This window comes from Streptomyces sp. PL-29 (assembly GCF_058344425.1).
Genome location: NZ_CP136996.1, coordinates 6,131,692 through 6,151,114 on the forward strand (window position 1 = coordinate 6,131,692; position 19,423 = coordinate 6,151,114).

The 19,423-nt window shown below is 74.6% G+C and carries 10 protein-coding genes; all 10 read left to right on the plus strand.

The window, feature by feature from the left end; genetic code table 11:
- The first annotated feature begins 40 nt into the window (after positions 1-40).
- The 10 genes from R4Z63_RS28035 to R4Z63_RS28080 all read left to right on the plus strand — a co-directional run bounded on the left by R4Z63_RS28035 (position 41) and on the right by R4Z63_RS28080 (position 19,394).
- Entirely contained in the window at positions 41-1,279 is a 1,239-nt protein-coding gene (locus R4Z63_RS28035; protein WP_384453707.1) for a helix-turn-helix domain-containing protein, read from the plus strand.
- Positions 1,280-1,461: 182 nt separating this feature from the next.
- Positions 1,462-1,956, plus strand: coding sequence for a cobalamin B12-binding domain-containing protein (locus R4Z63_RS28040; protein WP_384453710.1), 495 nt, complete (start codon positions 1,462-1,464; stop codon positions 1,954-1,956).
- A 35-nt stretch (positions 1,957-1,991) separates the two neighbouring features.
- On the plus strand, positions 1,992-3,407 hold the full coding sequence (locus R4Z63_RS28045) for a methylaspartate mutase (RefSeq protein ID WP_384453756.1): 1,416 nt from the start codon (positions 1,992-1,994) through the stop codon (positions 3,405-3,407).
- The gene (locus R4Z63_RS28050) at positions 3,404-4,432 is read left to right on the plus strand and encodes an asparagine synthetase A (RefSeq protein ID WP_384453713.1); all 1,029 of its coding nucleotides are present in this window, start codon (positions 3,404-3,406) and stop codon (positions 4,430-4,432) included. The genes R4Z63_RS28045 and R4Z63_RS28050 overlap by 4 nt, the downstream gene beginning before the upstream one ends.
- On the plus strand, positions 4,429-5,703 hold the full coding sequence (locus tag R4Z63_RS28055; protein WP_384453716.1) for a glutamate synthase-related protein: 1,275 nt from the start codon (positions 4,429-4,431) through the stop codon (positions 5,701-5,703). The genes R4Z63_RS28050 and R4Z63_RS28055 overlap by 4 nt, the downstream gene beginning before the upstream one ends.
- A gap of 207 nt (positions 5,704-5,910) precedes the next feature.
- Positions 5,911-10,719: an amino acid adenylation domain-containing protein gene (locus tag R4Z63_RS28060; RefSeq protein WP_384453719.1), complete on the plus strand. Its 4,809-nt coding sequence runs from the start codon at positions 5,911-5,913 to the stop codon at positions 10,717-10,719.
- 82 nt (positions 10,720-10,801) lie between these two features.
- Positions 10,802-15,316: an amino acid adenylation domain-containing protein gene (locus R4Z63_RS28065; protein WP_384453722.1), complete on the plus strand. Its 4,515-nt coding sequence runs from the start codon at positions 10,802-10,804 to the stop codon at positions 15,314-15,316.
- 243 nt (positions 15,317-15,559) lie between these two features.
- Positions 15,560-17,362 (plus strand): non-ribosomal peptide synthetase, encoded by a 1,803-nt coding sequence (locus tag R4Z63_RS28070; RefSeq protein ID WP_384453725.1) that lies wholly within the window; start codon positions 15,560-15,562, stop codon positions 17,360-17,362.
- Positions 17,359-18,183 (plus strand): thioesterase II family protein, encoded by an 825-nt coding sequence (locus R4Z63_RS28075; RefSeq protein ID WP_384453728.1) that lies wholly within the window; start codon positions 17,359-17,361, stop codon positions 18,181-18,183. Before R4Z63_RS28070 ends, R4Z63_RS28075 begins: the two co-directional genes overlap by 4 nt.
- Complete coding sequence (locus R4Z63_RS28080; RefSeq protein ID WP_384453731.1) at positions 18,183-19,394, plus strand: cytochrome P450; 1,212 nt, start codon at positions 18,183-18,185, stop codon at positions 19,392-19,394. The genes R4Z63_RS28075 and R4Z63_RS28080 overlap by 1 nt, the downstream gene beginning before the upstream one ends.
- Positions 19,395-19,423 lie beyond the last annotated feature (29 nt).

The window sequence follows — 19,423 nt, forward strand, 5'->3', positions numbered from 1 at the left end:
GTCCCCGGTACTTGGCCAACCCACGGAAGGTGGACGACGCATGCACGGTGTTACGTCGCTGCAGTCGACGACGGGCTTCGGAGAGCTGCTCAGGGTCCGGCGCGAGCGCGTCGGCCTGACCCAGCAGGTGCTCGCCGATCACGCGACCCTGAGCGTCCGCGCGATCCGGGACATGGAGAGCGGGCGGGTGCAGCGGCCCCGGCAGGAGACGGTCCGGCTGCTGGCCGACGCACTGCGGCTGGAGGGCCAGCACCGGTCGAGCTTCGAGGCGGCCGCGCGCCGCCAGGGGCTCGTGGAGGAGCCGCGCGACGAACCGACCGCGCCGCCGGTCGCCCGCGGCGCGATCGTGGGCCGGGAGCTGGAGGTCGAGGTCCTGACCGACGCCCTCGCCGTCCACGGGGACCGGCTGGTGACCGTGGCGGGCCTCGGCGGGGTCGGCAAGACCCGGCTGGTCCTGGAGGTCGCGAGACGGCTGCACCTCGCCTCACGGTGGTCGGTGCGCTGGATCGACTGCGGCCGGCAGCCGGTGGCCGGGCTCGCCCGGACGGCAGGGGAGCGGCCCACCCTGCTCGTGCTCGACGGAGCCGACGCGGGCGTGGACACGGCCCTGCTGGACGAACTGTTCCACCGCTGCCCCGGCCTGCGGGTGCTGATCACCGCCCGGGTGGCGCAGCCGCTGCCCGGCGGGCAGGTGATCCCGCTCGCCCCGCTGCCCACTCCCGGGCCGGAGCTCGACCACGATCTGGTGGCGCTGACCGAGGTGGGCGCCGTACGGCTGCTGCTCTCGCACCTGCGCCGGCTGCGGCCCGGCTTCCGCCTGGAGCCGGAGGAGGCGCCCGCCGTGGCGTCGATCTGCCGCGAGCTCGACGGTCTGCCCGGGGCGCTGGAGCTGGTGGCGGGCTGGTCGACGGTGCTTTCCCCACGCCAGCTGGTGGCACGGCTCGCGGACGGCCCGTTCCATCTGGCGCCGCCCCCTGCGGGGTTCGGCGGCCGGGCGGACGTGGGGGCGGCGCTCGGGGCCGCGCTGGACCGGCTGACGCTCGGCCAGCGGGACCTGCTGGAGCGGCTCGCGGCCACACCGGGGGACTGGTCGGGCGAGGATGCCGTCGAGCTGAGCGGCCGCCCCCCGCAGGAGTGCCTGGCGGCGGTGCACGAGCTGCTGGCGAGCGGTCTCATCCGCAGCGTCCCGGCCCGCGACGGCGTCCGGTTCACCGTGCTGAACCTGTGTCGGCGCCTGTGCGGGACCGGCGTGTACGCGCAACTCGCGGCCGCGGGGTGAGACCCGGCCGACCGTCCCGTCCCGCGGCCGCGTCCGCGTCCGCGGTCCGGCCTGGGCGGATACTGCCCGAATCCTGCCGGGCGAGCTGCCGGTCCGGTACCGGGATCCTTCCTAGCGTTCTGTCCACGGCCGGGCGGGCCCGCCCCCCGGACATCCACCCACCGACACAGAGGGTTTGCGCCGTGGAGCAGCATGCCGTGGAGCAGCACGGAAAGGCCGAGCCGGCCGGTCTGGAGGTCGTCGTGACGACCATGGCCTCGGACTCGCACACCTGGAACCTGGTCTTCCTCCAGCTGCTGCTGGAGGAACTCGGACACCGGGTCACCAACCTGGGCGCCTGTGTGCCGGACGAGCTGCTGGTCGCCGAGTGCCACCGGATCGGACCGGACCTCATCGTCCTGAGCAGTGTCAATGGGCACGGCTTCAACGACGGACTGCGGGTGATCGAGGCGTTGCGCGCCTGCCCCGAACTGGCCTGCACGCCCACCGTGATCGGAGGCAAGCTCGGGATATCCGGTTCCGGCACGTCCGCCCGGCAGCGGGCGCTGATGACGGCGGGTTTCGACGGGGTCTTCGAAGAGGGCGGCTCGGTACTGGACTTCCGGTCGTTCGTCGGCTCGCTGCCCACCGGATCGGGCTCCCGGGCCCTGCCCACCGGGTCGGGGGTGCTGCTGTGACCGGCGCCGCCGGCGCACCGGGCGGTGCCCCGGCCGTGCGCCCGGACGCCACCGCCGCGCTCGCCTCCGGCTTCGGTGCCTTCGTCGCCCGGGCCCGGGCCGCCGGCACCCTGGTGGTCCAGCCCCGGATGGGCATGGCCGATCCGCTGCGGATGCGCGACGGCCTGCGAGCCACCCGGGACGCGGACGCGGTCACGGTCGGCACCGTCACCCTGGACAGCTACACCCGCACCGGCGACCTCGAAGCCGCCCGGCGGGCCCTCGCCGACGGCGTCAGCCTGAACGGCTACCCGATCGCCACGCACCCCGCCGACACCACCCGCGCCGTCCTCAGGGGTGTCGCGGGGGCGCGCTTCCCGGTCCAGGTCCGGCACGGCTCGGCGATGCCGGAGCACATCGTCCGCGCGCTGCTTGCGGTGGGCCTGGACGCCACCGAAGGCGGACCGGTCTCGTACTGTCTGCCCTACAGCCGTACGCCGCTGCGCGAGGCGGTCGCCGCCTGGCAACGCGGCTGCGAGCTGCTGGCCTCGACCCGCGAACACGGTGCCGAGCCGCACCTGGAGACTTTCGGCGGCTGCCTGATGGGGCAGCTCTGTCCGCCGAGCCTGCTGATCGCGGTCAGTGTGCTGGAGGCGCTGTTCTTCCGGCAGCACGGCCTGACCTCCGTCTCGCTCAGCTACGCCCAGCAGGCCGATCCGCGGCAGGACGAGGAAGCGCTCACCGTCCTGGGGAGGCTGGCCGCGGAGTTGCTGCCGGACGTCGACCACCACGTCGTGCTGTACGCCTACATGGGCGTCTTCCCCCGCTCGGTCGGCGGCGCGCGGCTGTTGTTGGAGGACGCGGCCCGGCTGGCGGTGCGGGCCGGTGCCGCCCGGCTGATCGTCAAGACCGTCGCCGAGGCACACCGGATACCGACCGTGGGGGAGAACGTCCGGGCGCTGGAGACGGCCGCTGCGGCCGCTGCCGAAGAGCGCGCCCGCCCGGCGCGAACCGCTGCGGGGCCCGCCCCGCACGGGGCCGACACCGGCATCGAGGCGGAGGCGCGGGCGCTGATCGGGGCGGTGCTGGAGCTGGACGCGGACGTCGGCCGGGCGCTCGTGAGGGCCTTCGCCGCCGGATACCTGGACGTCCCCTACTGCCTGCACCCCGACAACGCCGGCCGGGCCCGGACCTCGCTGGCGCCGGACGGCCGGCTGCTCTGGTCGAGCGTCGGCTCGATGCCGATCGCCGGCCTCGCGGACGGCGGCCCGCGTCCGCCGATCCTCGGCTCAGCCGGGCTGATCTCGGCACTGTCCCACGTCCAGCGGACCTACGACGACCGCGCCGCGGAAGCGTACGCCGTCGGCCCGTCCGCCGCAGCCCGTGCCCCTGAGGCGCTTCGCGCGCCCCCGCCGTCCACTGCCGTACCGCCCCGCACGCCCGTACCGCCGCGTACGACGTCCACGCCATGACGAGAGTTGGGACCGACCACATGACCACCGACGGGCACACGGCCCCTGTCGCGCCGCTCCCCGACCCCGGGCGCCACCTGACCGCCCCGGCCACCCGCAGTGCGCTGCGGATCCAGCACCAACTGCTTTTTGCAGCCAGGGAGTTCCTGCGCGGACGCGGCTTCACCGAGCTGCTCCCGCCGATCATCGGACCGGTCACCGACCCCGGCTCGCGCGGCTCTAAGCAGGTCGACGTCGACTTCTACGGCCACCGCTACAAACTGATGACGAGCGCGATCCTCTACAAGCAGGCATCGCTGCTGGCTTTCGACAAGATCTTCTGCATCGCCCCCAACGTCAGACTGGAGCCGCTGGAGACCGCCGGCACCAGCCGCCACCTGGCCGAGTTCCACCAGCTCGACGTGGAGATGGCCGGCGCGAGCCGCGACGACGCCGTCCGGCTCGTCGAGGAGCTGGTGGTGTACATGGTCGACAGCACGGTCCGCGAGCTGCCGAAGGAGTTCGCGGAACTCGGCCGGGACACTGCCGCGTTCACCGAACTGCTCAAGGGGTCCTTCGGTCGGATGCGGCACGCCGAGGCCGTCTCCGAGCTGCGAGGACTCGGCCACCCGCAGAGCCCGGACGCGGAACTCGACTGGGGCGGCGAGGCGTTGCTCTCGGCGCAGCGGGACCGGCCGTTCTTCGTCACCGACTACCCCAAGGGCTCGCGCGGCTTCTACGACCGGGAGAACCCTGAGCAGCCCGGCCTCCTGAAGAACTTCGACCTGATCGCCGCCGAGGGCTATGGCGAGCTGTGCAGCGGCAGTCAGCGCACCAACGACTACGCGGAGATCGTCACCCGGATGCGGGAGACCGGCGAGAACCCGCAGAAGTACCGCTGGTACCTCGACCTGGTCCGCGAAGGCGTCCCCGGCAGCGCGGGCTTCGGTGTCGGCGTGGAGCGGCTGACTCGCTACGTCGCCGGACTGGACGCCGTCTGGCAGGCCAGCGCCTTCCCGAAGCTGGCCGGGGTGGTGTCACCGTGAGCGACCTCTGCGCGCCCGGCTTCCCCGAGGAGGAGGTGCGGCACCGCGCCCGGGCCGGAGCGGCGGCCGCCTTCCCGCCGCCCGGCGCGTACGGCCGGGTCCTGTTCGGCGCGGAGCACGGAGGGGGCCCCCGGGTGGACGCGGGGCGCGATCTGCTCGACGGGCTCCGGATCACCCCGCCGGTCCTCATGCCGCAGCGGCTCGCCCGGTTGATCGACCTCGGCCGTGAGCCCGACTACCGGGACGTCGAACTGACCACCGAGATAGGCGGGTTCACCTCGTCCCTGCCGGTGTACGTGTCGGCGCTCGGCTCCACACGGGCGGCCGGCGGCGACCTCGGCCTCGCGCTCAGCCGGCAGGCGGGCGCGCTCGGCCTCCCCATGGTGATCGGTGAGAACGTCGTGCCCGTGAACGGCTACGGCAGGCAGGGCGAGGCAGCCGACCGGGCGCTCCTCGGTCGCCTGCGCGCCTACACCGGGCAACTGCCCGACGGACGGGGCGGGGTCGCCGTCCAGCAGTCCACCGAGGACGCCGACGCCGAGGTGTGGAACCTCGTCTACAGCGACCCGGCTGCGTCGCCGCTCCTGGCGTCCGGCCGGCTGGCCTTCGAGCTGAAGCTCGGGCAGGGGGCCAAGCCTGGCCTCGGCGGGATGACCGTCCTGGACGCCGAAGCGGCCTCGCGGGTCGGCGACCGGTACGGGCTGGACGACGTGTTCGGGGACGGCCGGGTCCTGCGCTCCAGTACTCCCGGCACCTTCACCGCGGAGATCCTGCGCCAGCAGATCCGGCTCATGCGCAACAACTTCCCCCGCGCCCGGGTGTGGGTGAAGTTGCATCCCGGCCGGGACGTCGCGGAGGCCGCCCGGGTGGCTGCCGAGGCGGGTGCGGACGCCGTCACCGTGGACGGTGCCGAGGGCGGCACCGGCTGGGCCCCCGGGGCCTTCCCGGACCAGGTCGGCCTGCCGCTCGCGGAGTGCCTGCGCCGGCTGGCGGCCGCCGGTCCGCCCCCGTGCCTGTTGGTCTCCGGTCGGATGTGGGAGGGCGGCAGGACGGTGAAGAGCCTGGCGCTCGGCGCCCGCGCGGTGGGCCTGGGACGGGCCGCCCTGCTCGCCACCGCCGAGGATCCGCAGGACGGGCTGATCCGTTTCGCGGAGTGCCTCGCACTGGAACTTCGGCTGCTGATCAGCGCCCTCGGAAAATACGCGCCGGAGGCGCTGGACCGCGACGACGTCTGGTCCCCGGATTTCCCCGGAAATCCTGCCGCCGGATAACCGAAAATGTTTTTCCCGCAGCCCGCCGGGGCGCCCGTGTGCGCTCCGGCGGGCCCTTCCGTCTGCGCATAATGCTGCCCATCGATCCCTCGTCCGGGCGGCAGTTGAAACTGCCGATCGCCTTCCGGGCAATCTGCCGATCGCCTCGGAAATGCGGCCCTATCGTCGAGACGACTACCCGCAGCGTCGTTAATTCATCGGGGTTGGATGATGGAATCTCGCGGTTTTCCCTTCATATCCGTCGCACGCCGGTTCCCGGACCGCCCGGCCCTGAGGCTCGGCGCCCGGACCGTCACCTACCGGGAGCTGGACGAGCTGAGCGGCGCCCTCGCCGCCCGGATCGCTGCCCGGACCGGGCCCGGCGCGACGGTGGCCGTCACCGGCCGGGACCGGCTCGACCACGTGGTCGGCCTGCTCGCCGCGCTCCGGGCCGGCGCCACCTACCTGCCGCTGGACCGGGAAGCGCCCGAGGAGCGCAACCGCTGGATCCGTACGGACGCGGGAGCCGCCCTCGCCTGGGCCGACGGCGAACTGGCCTGGGTCGACGGTGAACGGGGCGGGGCCGACGCCGTCGCCGCGGCCGCAGCCGCAGCCGCAGTCGACCCCGATCCGGGGACGGGCGGCCTGCGTTCCGCCGCGGGTTACCTCATCTACACCTCCGGCACCACCGGCCGTCCCAAGGGCGTGCACGTACCCCTCGTCGCGCTGACCGCTCACCTGGCCGCCGCCGTCGAGTGCTTCGGCCTCACCGAGGACGACGTGGTGCTGCACCTCGCCCGCCCCACCGTGGACGTCGCCGTGGAACAGGTGCTCACCACTCTCTCGGCCGGCGCCTGCCTCGTCGTACCGGAGGAGCAACTCCTCGCCCCCGCCGCTCTGCTGGAGCTGCTGGACACCGAGGGGGTCACCGTGGCCAACGTCGCGGCCGGATACTTCCAGGAGGTGGTCGGCGCGCTGCGCGAGGGCGTCCGTCCGCCGCGCGGCCTCCGCCTGATGATCTCCGGCAGCGACCGGCTCCACCCGGCCGCCGCCGAGCGCTGGCGGACGGCCACCGCAGTCCCCCTGCTCAACGCCTACGGCCCGACCGAGACCGTCGTCACCGCCACCGTCCACGAACTGTCCGGCCCGGCCGGCAGCCCGGCCGCCGGCCCGGCCGGCACCGTGCCGATCGGTCGCCCGCTCGGCGGACGCCGCGCGTACGTCCTGGACGACCGGCTGCGGCCGGTGGCGCCCGGCGCCTCCGGTGAGCTGTACCTCGGCGGGCCGGTGCTGGCCTCCGGCTACCACGGCCGCCCCGGTCTGACGGCGGGCCGTTTCGTCGCGGATCCCTTCGCGCCGGAGCCGGGTGCCCGGATGTACCGCACCGGTGACGTGGTCCGGGCGTCCGGCACCTATGCCCCGCTGGAGTTCGTCGGCCGCACGGACCACCAGGTGAAGGTCCGCGGCTACCGGGTGGAGCCCGGGGAGGTCGAACGGGCGCTGGCCGGCCATCCCGCCGTCGCCGCGGCGATCGTCGTGGCCCATCAGGGCCGACTCGCCGCCTACGTGACCGGAACCGGCGCCACCGCTCCCGAACCGGCCGGGCTGCGCGCCCACCTCGCCGAGCTGCTCCCCGAGCACATGGTCCCCGCGACCGTCACGCCGCTGGAGGCCTTCCCGCTGACCGCCGGGGGCAAGGTGGACCGGGCGGCGCTGCCCGAGCCACAGGCCGAGCCGCCCGCCCCGGCCGCCGGCCGGCGCCCGCCCCGCACCCAGGCCGAGCAGCTGATCGCGGCCGTCTGGGCCGATGTGCTCGGCGTGCCCGAGGTCGCCGCCGACGACAACTTCTTCCACCTGGGCGGGGACTCCCTGACAGCGGTGCGCGTGGTCGGCCGCGTCTTCGATGTCTTCGGCATGATCTCCCCGTACACCATCTTCGACGCGCCGACCCTCTCCGAGTTCGCCGCCGCGGTCACCGCCGCCGCGGACGACGGCGAGCGCCCGGCCCTGGAGCGCACCGGCGTCACCGAGGCGCCCCTCGCGGACTTCCAGCGCGGGCTGTGGTTCCTGGACCAGTGGAACCCGGGTGCGCCCACCTACATCGTGCCCTGGGTGTTCCGCTTCGCCGGGCCGGTCGACCCGGAACTGCTTCGCCTCGCCCTGGCCGGCGTGGTCGATCGGCACGAAGCGCTGCGCACCACCTTCGCGCTGGGTGAGGACGGCCCCCGGCAGATCGTCCACCCCTCCGTGGAGCTGCCGTTCACCGTCGTGGAGACCCGCCCCGACGCCGTGGACGGCCTGCTGTCCGAGGCCGCGCTGGTGCCCTTCGACCTGGAGGTCGGCCCGCTGGTCCGCGCACACCTGTACCGCGCGGGCGACACGTCCACCCTGCTGCTGCTCTGCCACCACATCGTCTGGGACGAGGGGTCACTGCCCGTCCTGGAGGCCGAACTGGCCGCACTCTACGAGGCCTTCGCCGCCGGCCGACCCGCAGACCTTCCCGAACTCGCTGTCCAGTACGCCGACTACAGCGCCTGGCAGCACCGGGACGGCACCGGGGAACGGCATCTCGGCCACTGGCGCGAGCACCTGCGCGGCGCGCCCACCGAGCCCGTCCTCTCCACCGACCGGCCGCGTCCCGAACTCCAGTCGTTCCGCGGCGCGTTCCACCGCTTCGCGATGCCCCGGCCGGTCGCCGAGTCCGTGCGGGCCCTGGCCCGCAGCGAGGACGCGACACCGTTCATGGTGCTGCTCGCCGGGCTTGCCCTCACCCTGCACCGGCGGACCGGCCGGCGCGACCTGGTGCTCGGCTCCCCGGTGAGCGTCCGAGGACGAGCCGAACTCGACGCGCTGATTGGCTACTTCGTCAACCTACTGCCGCTGCGCGTGCGGGTCGACGAGGGGATGGACTTCCGCGACCTGGTCCGGCACGTCCGAGAGGTCGCGATCGACGGCTACCGCCACCAGGAGGCGCCGTTCGACGCCATCGCCGGCGCCGTCATGCAGGAGCGCCCCGATGACCGGACCGAGGACCGCAACCCGCTCTGCCAGGTCCTGCTGGAGCTGCACCCGCTGGACGCCCGTCCGCTCACCGTCGGCGGCATCCCCGTCACCCGTGAGCTGCACTCCAACCCGGTCTCCCGCTTCGACCTGTCGATCTCCGTCGACGACCGGGGCACCGACTTCACCGGCCGTTTCGAGTACGACTCCGACCTGTTCGACCCCGCGACGATGGCCGACCTGTGCGAGGCCTGGCTCGGTACCCTCGCCACCGCCGTCGAAGTCCCGGTACACGCGCTCTTCGAGGACCGGGCCGCCCGCGACCCGCAGGCCCTCGCGCTGGTCTGCGGCGAGGACCGCCTCGACTACGGCAGCCTCAACACACGGGCCAACCGCCTCGCCCACCACCTGACCGCTCTGGGCATCGGCCGCGGCGACACGGTCGCCGTCCTCGTCGAGCGCGGACCGGACCTGGTGGTCGCCCTGCTGGCCGCGCTGAAGGCCGGAGCCGCCTACACCCTGCTCGACCCCGATTTCCCGGCGGACCGGCTGGCCGGCGCGGTCGCCGACTGCGCTGCGGGTCTGCTCGTCACCCACCGCGCCGCGAGCCCGCCGTTCCCCGTCACCCGCCACCTCGACCTGGACACCGAGGCCGCCGCCGTCGCTGCCCGTCCCGGCCACGACCCGGACCCGACGGTCACCGGCACGGACCTCGCATGTGTGATGTTCACCTCGGGCTCCACCGGCCGGCCCAAGGGCGTTGCCGTCCCGCACCGCGCCCTGACCACCACCTACCTCGGCCAGGACTACGCCCGCTTCGGACCCGACGAGGTCTGGCTCCAGTGCTCCCCGGTCTCCTGGGACGCCTTCGCCCTGGAGCTGTACGGTGCGCTCGCCTTCGGCGGGGTGTGCGTGCTCCAGCCCGGCCAGCGGCCCGACCCGCAGGCCGTCACCGAGCTCACCCGCCGCCACGGCGTCACCCAGCTCCAGCTGTCCGCCAGCCTGTTCAACTTCCTGCTGGAGGAGTACCCGGAGACCTACGACGACCTCAAGGTGGCTTTCACCGCCGGTGAGCGGGCCTCGGTGACCCACGTCGGCAAGGCGCTCGACCAGTACCCGGACCTGGTCGTCGCCAACGGCTACGGCCCGGTCGAGAGCCTGGGCCTCACCACCTGCCACCGGGCCACCCCCGAGGACGCGGCGGGCGCCTCCATCCCGATCGGCCTCCCGCTGCACGGCAAGGTCGTCCACGTCCTCGACGGGCGGCTGCGTCCCGTCGAGGACGGCACCACCGGCGAGCTGTACGCGGCCGGCGGCGGGCTCGCCCTCGGATACGTCGGCCGACCCGGGCTGACCGCCGAGCGGTTCGTCGCCTCCCCGTTCGGCGCCCCCGGCGAACGCCTCTACCGCACCGGCGACCTGGGCCACCGAACCGCGGAAGGAGTCCTGGAGATCACCGGTCGGATCGACGACCAGGTGAAGATCCGCGGGTTCCGCGTCGAGCCCGGCGAGATCGAGGACGCGCTCACCCGCCATCCGGCCGTGGCGGAGGCCGCCGTCACCGTCCACGAGCCCGCCCCCGGCGACCGCCGGCTCGCCGCGTACGTCACCGTCACCGCCACCGCCACCGCCGCGGCGCATGCGCCCGACCCGGGCGCCCTGCTGGACCACCTCGCGGGGATGCTGCCCGAGCACATGGTGCCGGCCACCCTCGACGTCCTGGACGCGCTGCCGCTCAACCAGAACGGCAAGGTCGACCGCCGCGCCCTGCCGGCCCCGGCCGAGCGCCGCACCGACGCCCCTGGCGAACCACTCGACCCGGGCCAGCGGCTCGTCGCCGACGCCGTCCGCGACGTCCTCAAGCTGGCCGACGACCTCGGCCCGGACGCCGACTTCTTCCGGATCGGCGGCAACTCGCTGGCCGCCGTGCGGGTCGCCATGCGGCTCTCCCAGCAGACCGGCACCCGGGTCCCGCCCCAGGTGGTCTTCCGGGGCCGCACCGTCGCCGCCATCGCCGAACGGCTGGCCGCCCGATGACGCGCCGCCCGGCCCGCAGCCACGCCCGTCCACCCGCCCGTCCGTTCGCCCGTCCACCCGCCCGACCGAAGGGAACGAGGCCGTGAGCCCGTCCGCCGACCTGCCCGCCGCGCCGCCGACCCCCTCGCCGGACGGGCCGTCCGCCCCCACCCCCGCCGGTTCGCCCCGCAGTGCCCCGGTCACCGGACTCCAGCGCGGCCTGTGGTTCCTCGACCGCTGGAATCCGCAGGCCGCCACCTACACCACCCCCTGGACCTACGACGTCACCGGCCCGCTCGACCTCGTGCTGCTCCAGCGGGCCCTCGACGCCGTGAGCGCCCGACACGAGGTGCTGCGCACCGCCTTCGCCCTGCACGCGGACGGCCCGCGCCAGCACGTCCATCCCGCCCTTCCCGTGCACCTCGCCGTCACCGACCTCCGCGGACTGCCCGAACACCAACGCGCGGACCGGGCGAAGCAGTTGATCGCCGAGCGGGCGGGCGAGCCGTTCGACCTGGCCGCCGGGCCACTGCTGCGCGCCGAGGCCTTCCGGCTCGCCGACGACCGCACCACGCTCCTGTTCGTGGTCCACCACATCATCTGGGACGGCTGGTCGGCCGAGCTCTTCGACCACGAACTCGCCGAGCTGTACCGGGCGGCCGCCGAGCACCGGGCCCCCGTCCTGCCCGCGCTCACCACCCAGTACGCCGACTGGGCCGAAGAGGAGCGGCACACCTCCTACGAGGAGCACCTCGCCCACTGGAAGCGGAGCCTGGACGGCGCCCCCACCCTGCTGGAGCTGCCCGGCGACCGGCCCAGGCCCGCCGAGCGCAGCCAGCGCGGCGCCACCGAGCCCTTCGACCTCGCCGACGGCACCGCCGCCCGGGTCAGGGAGCTCGCCGAGCAGGAGGGCGTCACCCCGTACACCGTCCAACTCGCGGCGTTCGCACTGCTGATGAGCCGCTGGACCGGGCAGGACGACCTGCTCGTCGGCACCCCGGTCACCATCCGCAACCGTCCCGAACTCGCTGACCTGCTCGGCTACTTCGTCAACCTGCTGCCGCTGCGCGTGCGCCTCGCACCCGACGCGACCTTCCGCGGCCTGCTCGCCGACCTGCAGGACACCGCCTTCGACGCCTTCGGCTATCTCGACGTCCCCTTCGACCAGCTCGTCGACCTGCTCGGTGCCCCGCGCACGCCGCAGCACCCGCCCCTGGTCCAGGTGGTGTTCGGCGCCCACAGCGAGGACCCCGCGCCCCTCTCCCTCGGCGCCGGCGTCACCGCCCGCCGAACCGTACGCTCCAACGGCACCAGCAAATTCGACCTCACCTGGTCCGTCTTCGAGGACACCGGCGGCGGCGGCCTGCGCGGCGAAGCCGAGTACAGCACCGACCTGTTCGACGCCGGTACCGTGCGCCGCCTCGCCGCCGACTACGCCGGCCTGCTGGACACCGCCCTCGCCGACCCGGACGCCACCGTGCGCCGGCTCACCTCCGCCGCACCGCCGCACCGCCCCGCACGGCTCGACCCCGGCAACTGCCTGCACCACCTCTTCGAGCGTGCCGCCGACGTCCACGGTGACCGGCCCGCCGTGACCGACGCGCACGGTACCGTCGACTACGCCGAACTCGACCGCCGTGCCAACCGGCTGGCCCACACCCTGCTCGCCCGCGGCGTCCGACCCGGCGACCGGGTCGGCCTGCTGCTGGAGCGCACCGCCGCCGTACCCGCCGCCATCCTGGCCGTCCTCAAGACCGGCGCAGCCTACGTACCGGTCGACCTGGCCGCCCCGGCCGACCGGGCGGCCCTGGTCTTCGGCGACACCGCGGTGACCCTTCTCGTCACCGACCGACCCGACCGGGCCCCGGACGGCCCCTGGCAGACCCTCGACCTGGCCGCGGACGCCGAGGAGATCGCCGGGCACCCGAGCGTCCGGCCTCCCGCGGCCGGCCGCCCCGGCGACCTCGCCTACCTCATCTTCACCTCCGGCTCCACCGGCCGCCCCAAGGGCGTCGCCGTCGCCCACGAGCACGTCAGCCGGCTCCTCGACTCCGGCCGCGACCACTTCGGCTTCGGCCCGGACACGGTCTGGACGCTCTTTCACAGCTACGCCTTCGACTGGACGGTCTGGGAGCTGTGGGGCGCCTTGCTGCACGGCGCCCGCCTGGTCGTCGTACCCCACCTCACCAGCCGCTCGCCCGAGGAGTTCGCCGGCCTGCTCGACGAGGAACGGGTCACGCACCTGTGCCTGACCCCGTCGGCGCTGCGCCAGCTCGAACCGGCCCTGCGCCGCCGCCCCCGCGCCCTGCCCGCCCTGCGGTGGATCATGCTCGGTGGCGAGGCTCTCGACCCCGGGGTGGTCCAGCGCTGGCACGACCTCGACCCGCTGCCGCCCGCCCGCCTCTGCAACCTCTACGGCATCACCGAGACCACCGTCCACGTCACCGTCCACGACGTCGCCGAGGGCGGCGCCGGCTTCGAGCGCAGCCTCGTCGGCGAACCGATGCCGCACCTGACCGCACTCGTCCTGGACGACTGGCTGCGCCCCAGCCCGCCCGGAGTCCCCGGCGAGCTGTACATCGGCGGCGGCAGCCTCGCGCACGGCTACTGGGGGCGCCCCGGCCTCACCGCCGGCCGTTTCGTCGCCGACCCGTACGGTCCGCCCGGCGCCCGCCTCTACCGAACGGGCGACGTCGCCAGGCGGCTGCCCGGCGGCGGGCTGGAGTACGTCGGCAGGGCCGACTTCCAGGTGAAGCTGCGGGGATTCCGCATCGAGCTCGGCGAGATCGAGAACGCCGTCAGCGCGCACCCCGGGGTGGACGCCTGCGTCGTCACCGTGCACGACGATCGGCTCGCCGCGTACCTCACCGGGCGCCCCCCGACCGAGCCCGCGGACCTGCGGGAATTCCTGGGCCGCTCACTGCCCGACTACATGATCCCGGCCAGCTTTACCGTCCTGGAGGGGCTGCCGCTCACCGTCAACGGCAAGGTCGACCGGGCCGCGCTGCCCGACCCCGACCGGGCCGTGCCCGCGGCGGCGGGCCGGCACGTCGAACCGCGCACGCCGGAGGAGGAGCTGTTCGCCGGAGTCTGGACGGAGGTCCTCGGCGTCGGCGGGATCGGCGTCCACGACGACTTCTTCCACCTCGGCGGAGACTCCATCCGCGCCGTCCAGCTCGCCGGCGCCCTGCACGACCGGGGCTGGCAGGTCACCCTGCGGGACGTCTTCAACGCGCCCACCGTCGCCGGACTGCTGCCGCTGGCCCGCCCGGTGGCCGCCGATCCGGCTGCCGGCCGGCCGTTCGCGCTCATCGCCGAGGAGGACCGGGACCTGCTGCCGCCCGGGATCGCCGACGCCTATCCGATGGTCTCGATGCAGTTGTCCATGGTCTTCCACATGGAGGTCGCGGGCGGCACCGACAGCTACCACAACGTCAACTCCTACCGGATCGCCGGCGACCTCGACGAGGGCGCGCTGCGCCGCTCGGTCGAGGAGGCCATGGCCCGGCACGCGGTCCTGCGCACCGGCCTCGACCTCTCCGGCTACGGCGAACCCCTCCAGCTGGTGCACGGCACGCTGCCCGTGCCCGTCGAGTTCGCGGACCTGCGGGCAGCGGCCGCGGCCGAGCAGGACGAACAGGTCCGGGCGGTCTTCGAGCACCACCGGGACCGGCCCTTCGACCTGGCCGAACCGCCGCTCTTCCGGGTCACCGTGCAGCGCCTGGCCGACGACGCCTTCCAGCTCACCATCTCCGAACACCACGCCATCCTCGACGGCTGGAGCTTCACCTCGCTGCTCACCGAGATCCTCGAACGGCACACCGCACTCGCCGCCGATCCGGCCTCCGCGCCGACGCCGCCGCCGCGCACCGCCTTCCGGGACTTCGTCGCCGTGGAACGCGAGGCCGCCGCCGACCCGGGCTCCCTGGCGTACTGGCGGAGCCGGCTCGACGGCGCCACCGGCCAGCTGTGGCCCGGCAGCGAGGACGTCCACGAACTGCCGCGCACCGTCGAGCGGGTGCTGCCCGACGCCCCCGGACAGCTGCGTACGGTCGCCGACGCGCTGGCCGTCCCGGTCAAGTCGGTCGCGCTCGCCGCCCACCTGTACGCGCTGGCCGAGATCACGGGACGTCGGCGGGTCACCACCGGACTGGCGATGAACGGCCGGCTGGAACGGCTCGGCGGGACCGAAGTGTACGGGCTGTTCCTCAACACCGTCCCGCTCGTCGCGGAGCCGGACGGGGAGGACCTGGCCGCGCTGGTACGGCACGTGCACCGCGAAGAGCTGGACATGATGCCGCACCGCCGGGTGCCGTTCGCCCGGCTGGCCCGGATGATGGCCGACACCGCGCTCGACAGCCAGTTCGGCTACCTGCGGTTCCATGCGCTCGGTCGGCTGAGCGCGGCCCGTATCGAGGACGGCCGGATCGGCTGCGAGCCGACGCTGCGGCACGAGCCCAACAGTTTCGCCTTCGGCGCTTCGCTGATCCAGGACCCGGTGTCGCAGCGTGTACTGCTCGCCGTGGACCACCAGCGGGCGGTGGTGGACGACGCCACCGCGAACCGCTTCATCGACGCCTACACCAAGGCCCTGGCCCGCCTGGCGGCTACCGCCTGAGCCCCGTGCCGGGCGGGGGTTCCCGGCCTGCGGCCCGACCCCGTGCCCGCCCGACCCCGTGCCCGCCCGACCCCGTGCCCGCCAGGGCCTCCCGCCCGCGCACCCGGACGTCCGGCTCCCGCCGGGTACCGCCCCGGCGCCGGCGGCTCCGCCCCGCCGGACCGTCCCCGCCCGCGGCGGGCACGGGCGACACCACAGCGCGCCCCATCCCTTTCGCAGCAACCGATCAAAGAGGAGCTCCGCATGACCACCTTCGCCGAGCCGTCCACCGCCACCGCCACTACCCCGGCAGCCGCCGACCTGTCGGCCCGGCTGCGCGCCGTGGTCGCCGCGTACCCCGGCCGGGTCGCCGTCCACGCCGTGGACGGGACTCTCGACTTCGCCGGCCTGGACCGCCGTACCGCAGGCCTGGCCCGTGCCCTGGCGGCGGCCGGGGTCCGGCGCGGCGACCGGGTCGGAGTGCACCTCGCCCGTACCGCCGACCTGCCGGTCGCGCTGCTCGCCGTCTGGCGGGCCGGCGCGGCGTACGTCCCGCTCGACCCCGCCTACCCGGCCGAGCGGATCGCCTTCATGGCCGCGGACGCCCGCCTCGCCGCCGTGGTGAGCACCGATGCCCGGCCTCCCGTACCGGCCGGCGTCCCGGTGCTCCGCCCGGACGCCGACGCCGCCGAGGGCTCCGAGGTTCCGTTCGCCCCGCACCCGCTCGACTCCGCCTACGTGATCTACACCTCCGGCTCCACCGGCCGCCCCAAGGGCGTCGAGGTCCCGCACGGCGCCGTCGCGGGACTCGTCGCCGCCTTGGAGGTCAGCGGCGCCTACCGCCCTGAGCCCGGCGTCGTCGCCTGGAACGCCAGCGTCTCCTTCGACGCCTCCGTCCAGCAGTGGGTCCGTATCTGCCGCGGCGACACCCTGGTCGTGATCGACGACACGCAGCGGGCCGAACCGGCCCGCCTCGCACGGCTCCTCGCCGAGCACGACGTCACCGACCTCGACCTGACCCCCTCGCACTGGCACCTGCTCCGCGAGCCGCTGTCCGGCTCCCGCATCCCGCGCCTGTTCATGGGCGGCGAGCCCGTGCCCGCCCGTACCTGGCGCGAACTGGCCGACGCCCGCACCGACGCCCTCAACCTGTACGGGCCCACCGAGTGCACCGTCGACGCGATCACCGCCCCGATCGCCGGCCCCGGCCCGCACCTGGGCGAGCCGCTCCCGGGCGTCCGCGCCTATCTGCTGGACGGTCGCCTCGCCCCGGTGACGGCCGCCGGCGCCGTCGGCGAGCTGTACCTGACCGGCCCCGGCCTCGCGCACGGCTACCCGGGCCACCCGGGCCTGACCGCGAGCCGGTTCACCGCCGACCCGTTCGCGACCGAGCCCGGAGCCCGGATGTACCGCACCGGAGACCAGGCGCGCCGCTCCGCCGACGGCCTGCTGGAGTACGTCGGCCGGGTGGACCGCCAGGTCAAGCTGCGCGGCTTCCGCGTCGAACTCGGCGAGGTCGAGCACGCACTGGGCGCCCTCGACGGAGTCACCGCTGCCGCCGCCTGCCTGCACGAGCCCGCCCCCGGGGACCACCGGCTGGCCGGATTCGTCACCGGTGCCGACCTCCGCCCCGCGGACCTGCTCACCGCGCTGCGCCGCACCCTGCCGGCGCACCTGGTGCCCTCCTCGGTGACCGTCCTGGACGCCCTGCCGCTCACCCCCAACGGCAAGGTCGACCACGCCGCCCTGCCCGCCCCGGCGGCACCCGCAGCCGAGCCGGCCGGGCGGGGCGGAGTGGACGAGCAGGTCGCCGAGGTCTGGCGCACCGTCCTCGGCGTGCCCGACGTCGAGCAGACCGACGACTTCCTCTCCCTCGGCGGCCACTCGCTCGCAGCCCTGCGCGTGGTCCACCTCCTGCGCCGCAAGCTCAACGTCGAGCTCCAGCTCCGCGACCTGCTGGACGCGGCCGACCTGGCCGGATTCACCGCCGCGGTCCGGCGCGCAGCCGAGGCCGGCCCGGCCGCCGCCCGGCCCGCCCTCACCGCCCGTCGGGAGGCCGTCCGATGACCACCGCCCTTCCCGCCGCGCGCACCGCCCGCCCCCGGGTCGAGGGCGACTGGCTCTTCGTCCCCGTGCCCCAACCCCACTGTCCCGTCCGGTTGTTCTGCTTCCCGCACGCCGGCGGCGACGCCACCGCCTACACTCCGCTCGCCCGCGCCCTGGCCCCCGCCGCCGAAGTCTGGGCGCTGCGCCCGCCGGCCCGCGGCGGCCGCAGCCGCCACCCGATGCCGGCCGACTTCGACGCCCTGGTGGCCGCCGTCACCGAGGCGCTGACCCCGCACCTGACGGGCGGAGACGGCGGACGGTTCGCGTTCTACGGCCAGAGCTTCGGCGCGCTGCTCGCCTACGAGGTCGCCCGCGCGCTCCCCGCCGACCGCCGGCCCGAACTGGTCGTCGCCGTGGGGGCGCCCAGCCCCGCCGAATGGAGCGGGCGGGCGTCCAGGGACCTGGACGCGTCCGAACTCCTGCGGCTGACCGGCCTGGAGGAGTCCGTCCGGGCCCATCCGGACCTGGCCGAGCTCGCCCTCGGCGCCATCCGCGCCGACCTCGCCGTCAGTGCCACCTATCGCCACCGGCCGCACGCGCCGATCGGCTCCGCCCTCCACGCGCTGGCCGGGGCCGACGACCCGATGCTCGCCACCACCGGTCTCGCAGGCTGGGCGGCCCACACCCGAGGCGCCTTCAGCCACCGTGTCGTCCCCGGCGGGCACCTGCTCGCCACCGTCGACCGGCCCGGACCGGCCGACCTCCTGATCTCTCTCCTGACCTCTCTCCCGGCGGACCCCCAGGTGCCCGCCGCGCCCCGCCACGCCTCCAGGGAGCAGTGATGCCGACGCCCACCGCCACCGCCGCCGCCACCACCAGTGGTGCCGTCGACCTCACCGACCCCGACCTGTGGGCCCGCCCCGACACCCCGGCCCTGATCGCCGAGCTGCGCCGGGAAGCCCCCGTCCACCGCACCGAGACCGTCGACGACGGCCCGGTCTGGTCGGTGCTCACCTACCGGGAGTCGGCGGACGTGCTGCGCAACGCGGCCGTGTTCAGCTCGGAGTCCGGTTCGTTGCTCGGCTCCGGAGAGGGCAACGTACCGGTCGGATCGGGCCGCATGATGGCCCTCACCGATCCACCCCGCCACCGCGAACTGCGCGCCCCCGCGAACCCGTTCTTCTCCAAGGGGGGCGTGCGCGGCGCGGCCCGCTCGATCGCCGAACGGGCCGCCGAACTCTTCGACCGGGCCGTCGAGCAGGGCGAGGCGGACCTCGTCGACGTGGTCTCCGCGCTCCCGCTCGCGGTCATGTGCGACCTGCTGGACGTCCCCGAGAAGGACCGCGACATGGTGGTCCGGGTGTGTGACGTGGCCTTCCTCGGCCGCACACCGGAGGAACGGCGCGCCGGTCACCAGAAGCTCATCCCCTACCTGATGCACCAGGTGATGCTGCGCCGCTCCGACCCGCGCGACGACCTGATCTCCATGATGGCCACGTACAAGGTCGGCGGACGGCTGCTGCCGATCGAGGACGTGGTGCTCAACCTGGACAACATCGTGGTCGGCGGCGTCCAGACCGTCCGCCACACGGCCGCCATGGGCCTGCACACCCTCGTCCACCGCCCCGACCTGTGGCGCGCGCTGCAGCGGGGAGAGGTGTCCATGGACTCCGCCGTGGACGAGCTCCTGCGCTGGACCTCGGTGGGGCTGCACACGCTGCGCACCGCCACCCGGGACATCGAGCTGGGTGGCCGGCAGATCCGCCGGGGCGACCGGGTCGCGGTCTGGGTGTGGTCCGCCGACCGGGACCCGGAAGCCTTCGAACACCCCGAGGAGATCCGGCTCGACCGCTCGCCCAACAAACACCTCGCGCTGGGTCTGGGCGCCCACTACTGCATCGGCGCCCCGCTGGCCAAGGCCGAGCTGAGCGCCCTCTACGCGGCCGCGCTGGAGAAGGCCGCCGTCATCGAGCCGACCGCGCCCGTCACCTACAACCGCTCGATCATCAACTTCGGCCTGGATCACTTCCCGGTCCGCCTCACCCCCCGCTGAGGGCAGTCCCGCCCCGCACGGGTCCGGCA

What these genes read in the sequence shown, in the direction of transcription:
- R4Z63_RS28035 (WP_384453707.1), top strand. Translation starts at nt 41, where the DNA reads ATGCACGGTGTTACGTCGCTGCAGTCGACGACGGGCTTCGGAGAGCTG.
- R4Z63_RS28050 (WP_384453713.1), top strand. Translation starts at nt 3,404, where the DNA reads ATGACGAGAGTTGGGACCGACCACATGACCACCGACGGGCACACGGCC.
- R4Z63_RS28060 (WP_384453719.1), top strand. Translation starts at nt 5,911, where the DNA reads ATGATGGAATCTCGCGGTTTTCCCTTCATATCCGTCGCACGCCGGTTC.
- R4Z63_RS28070 (WP_384453725.1), top strand. Translation starts at nt 15,560, where the DNA reads ATGACCACCTTCGCCGAGCCGTCCACCGCCACCGCCACTACCCCGGCA.
- R4Z63_RS28075 (WP_384453728.1), top strand. Translation starts at nt 17,359, where the DNA reads ATGACCACCGCCCTTCCCGCCGCGCGCACCGCCCGCCCCCGGGTCGAG.
- R4Z63_RS28080 (WP_384453731.1), top strand. Translation starts at nt 18,183, where the DNA reads ATGCCGACGCCCACCGCCACCGCCGCCGCCACCACCAGTGGTGCCGTC.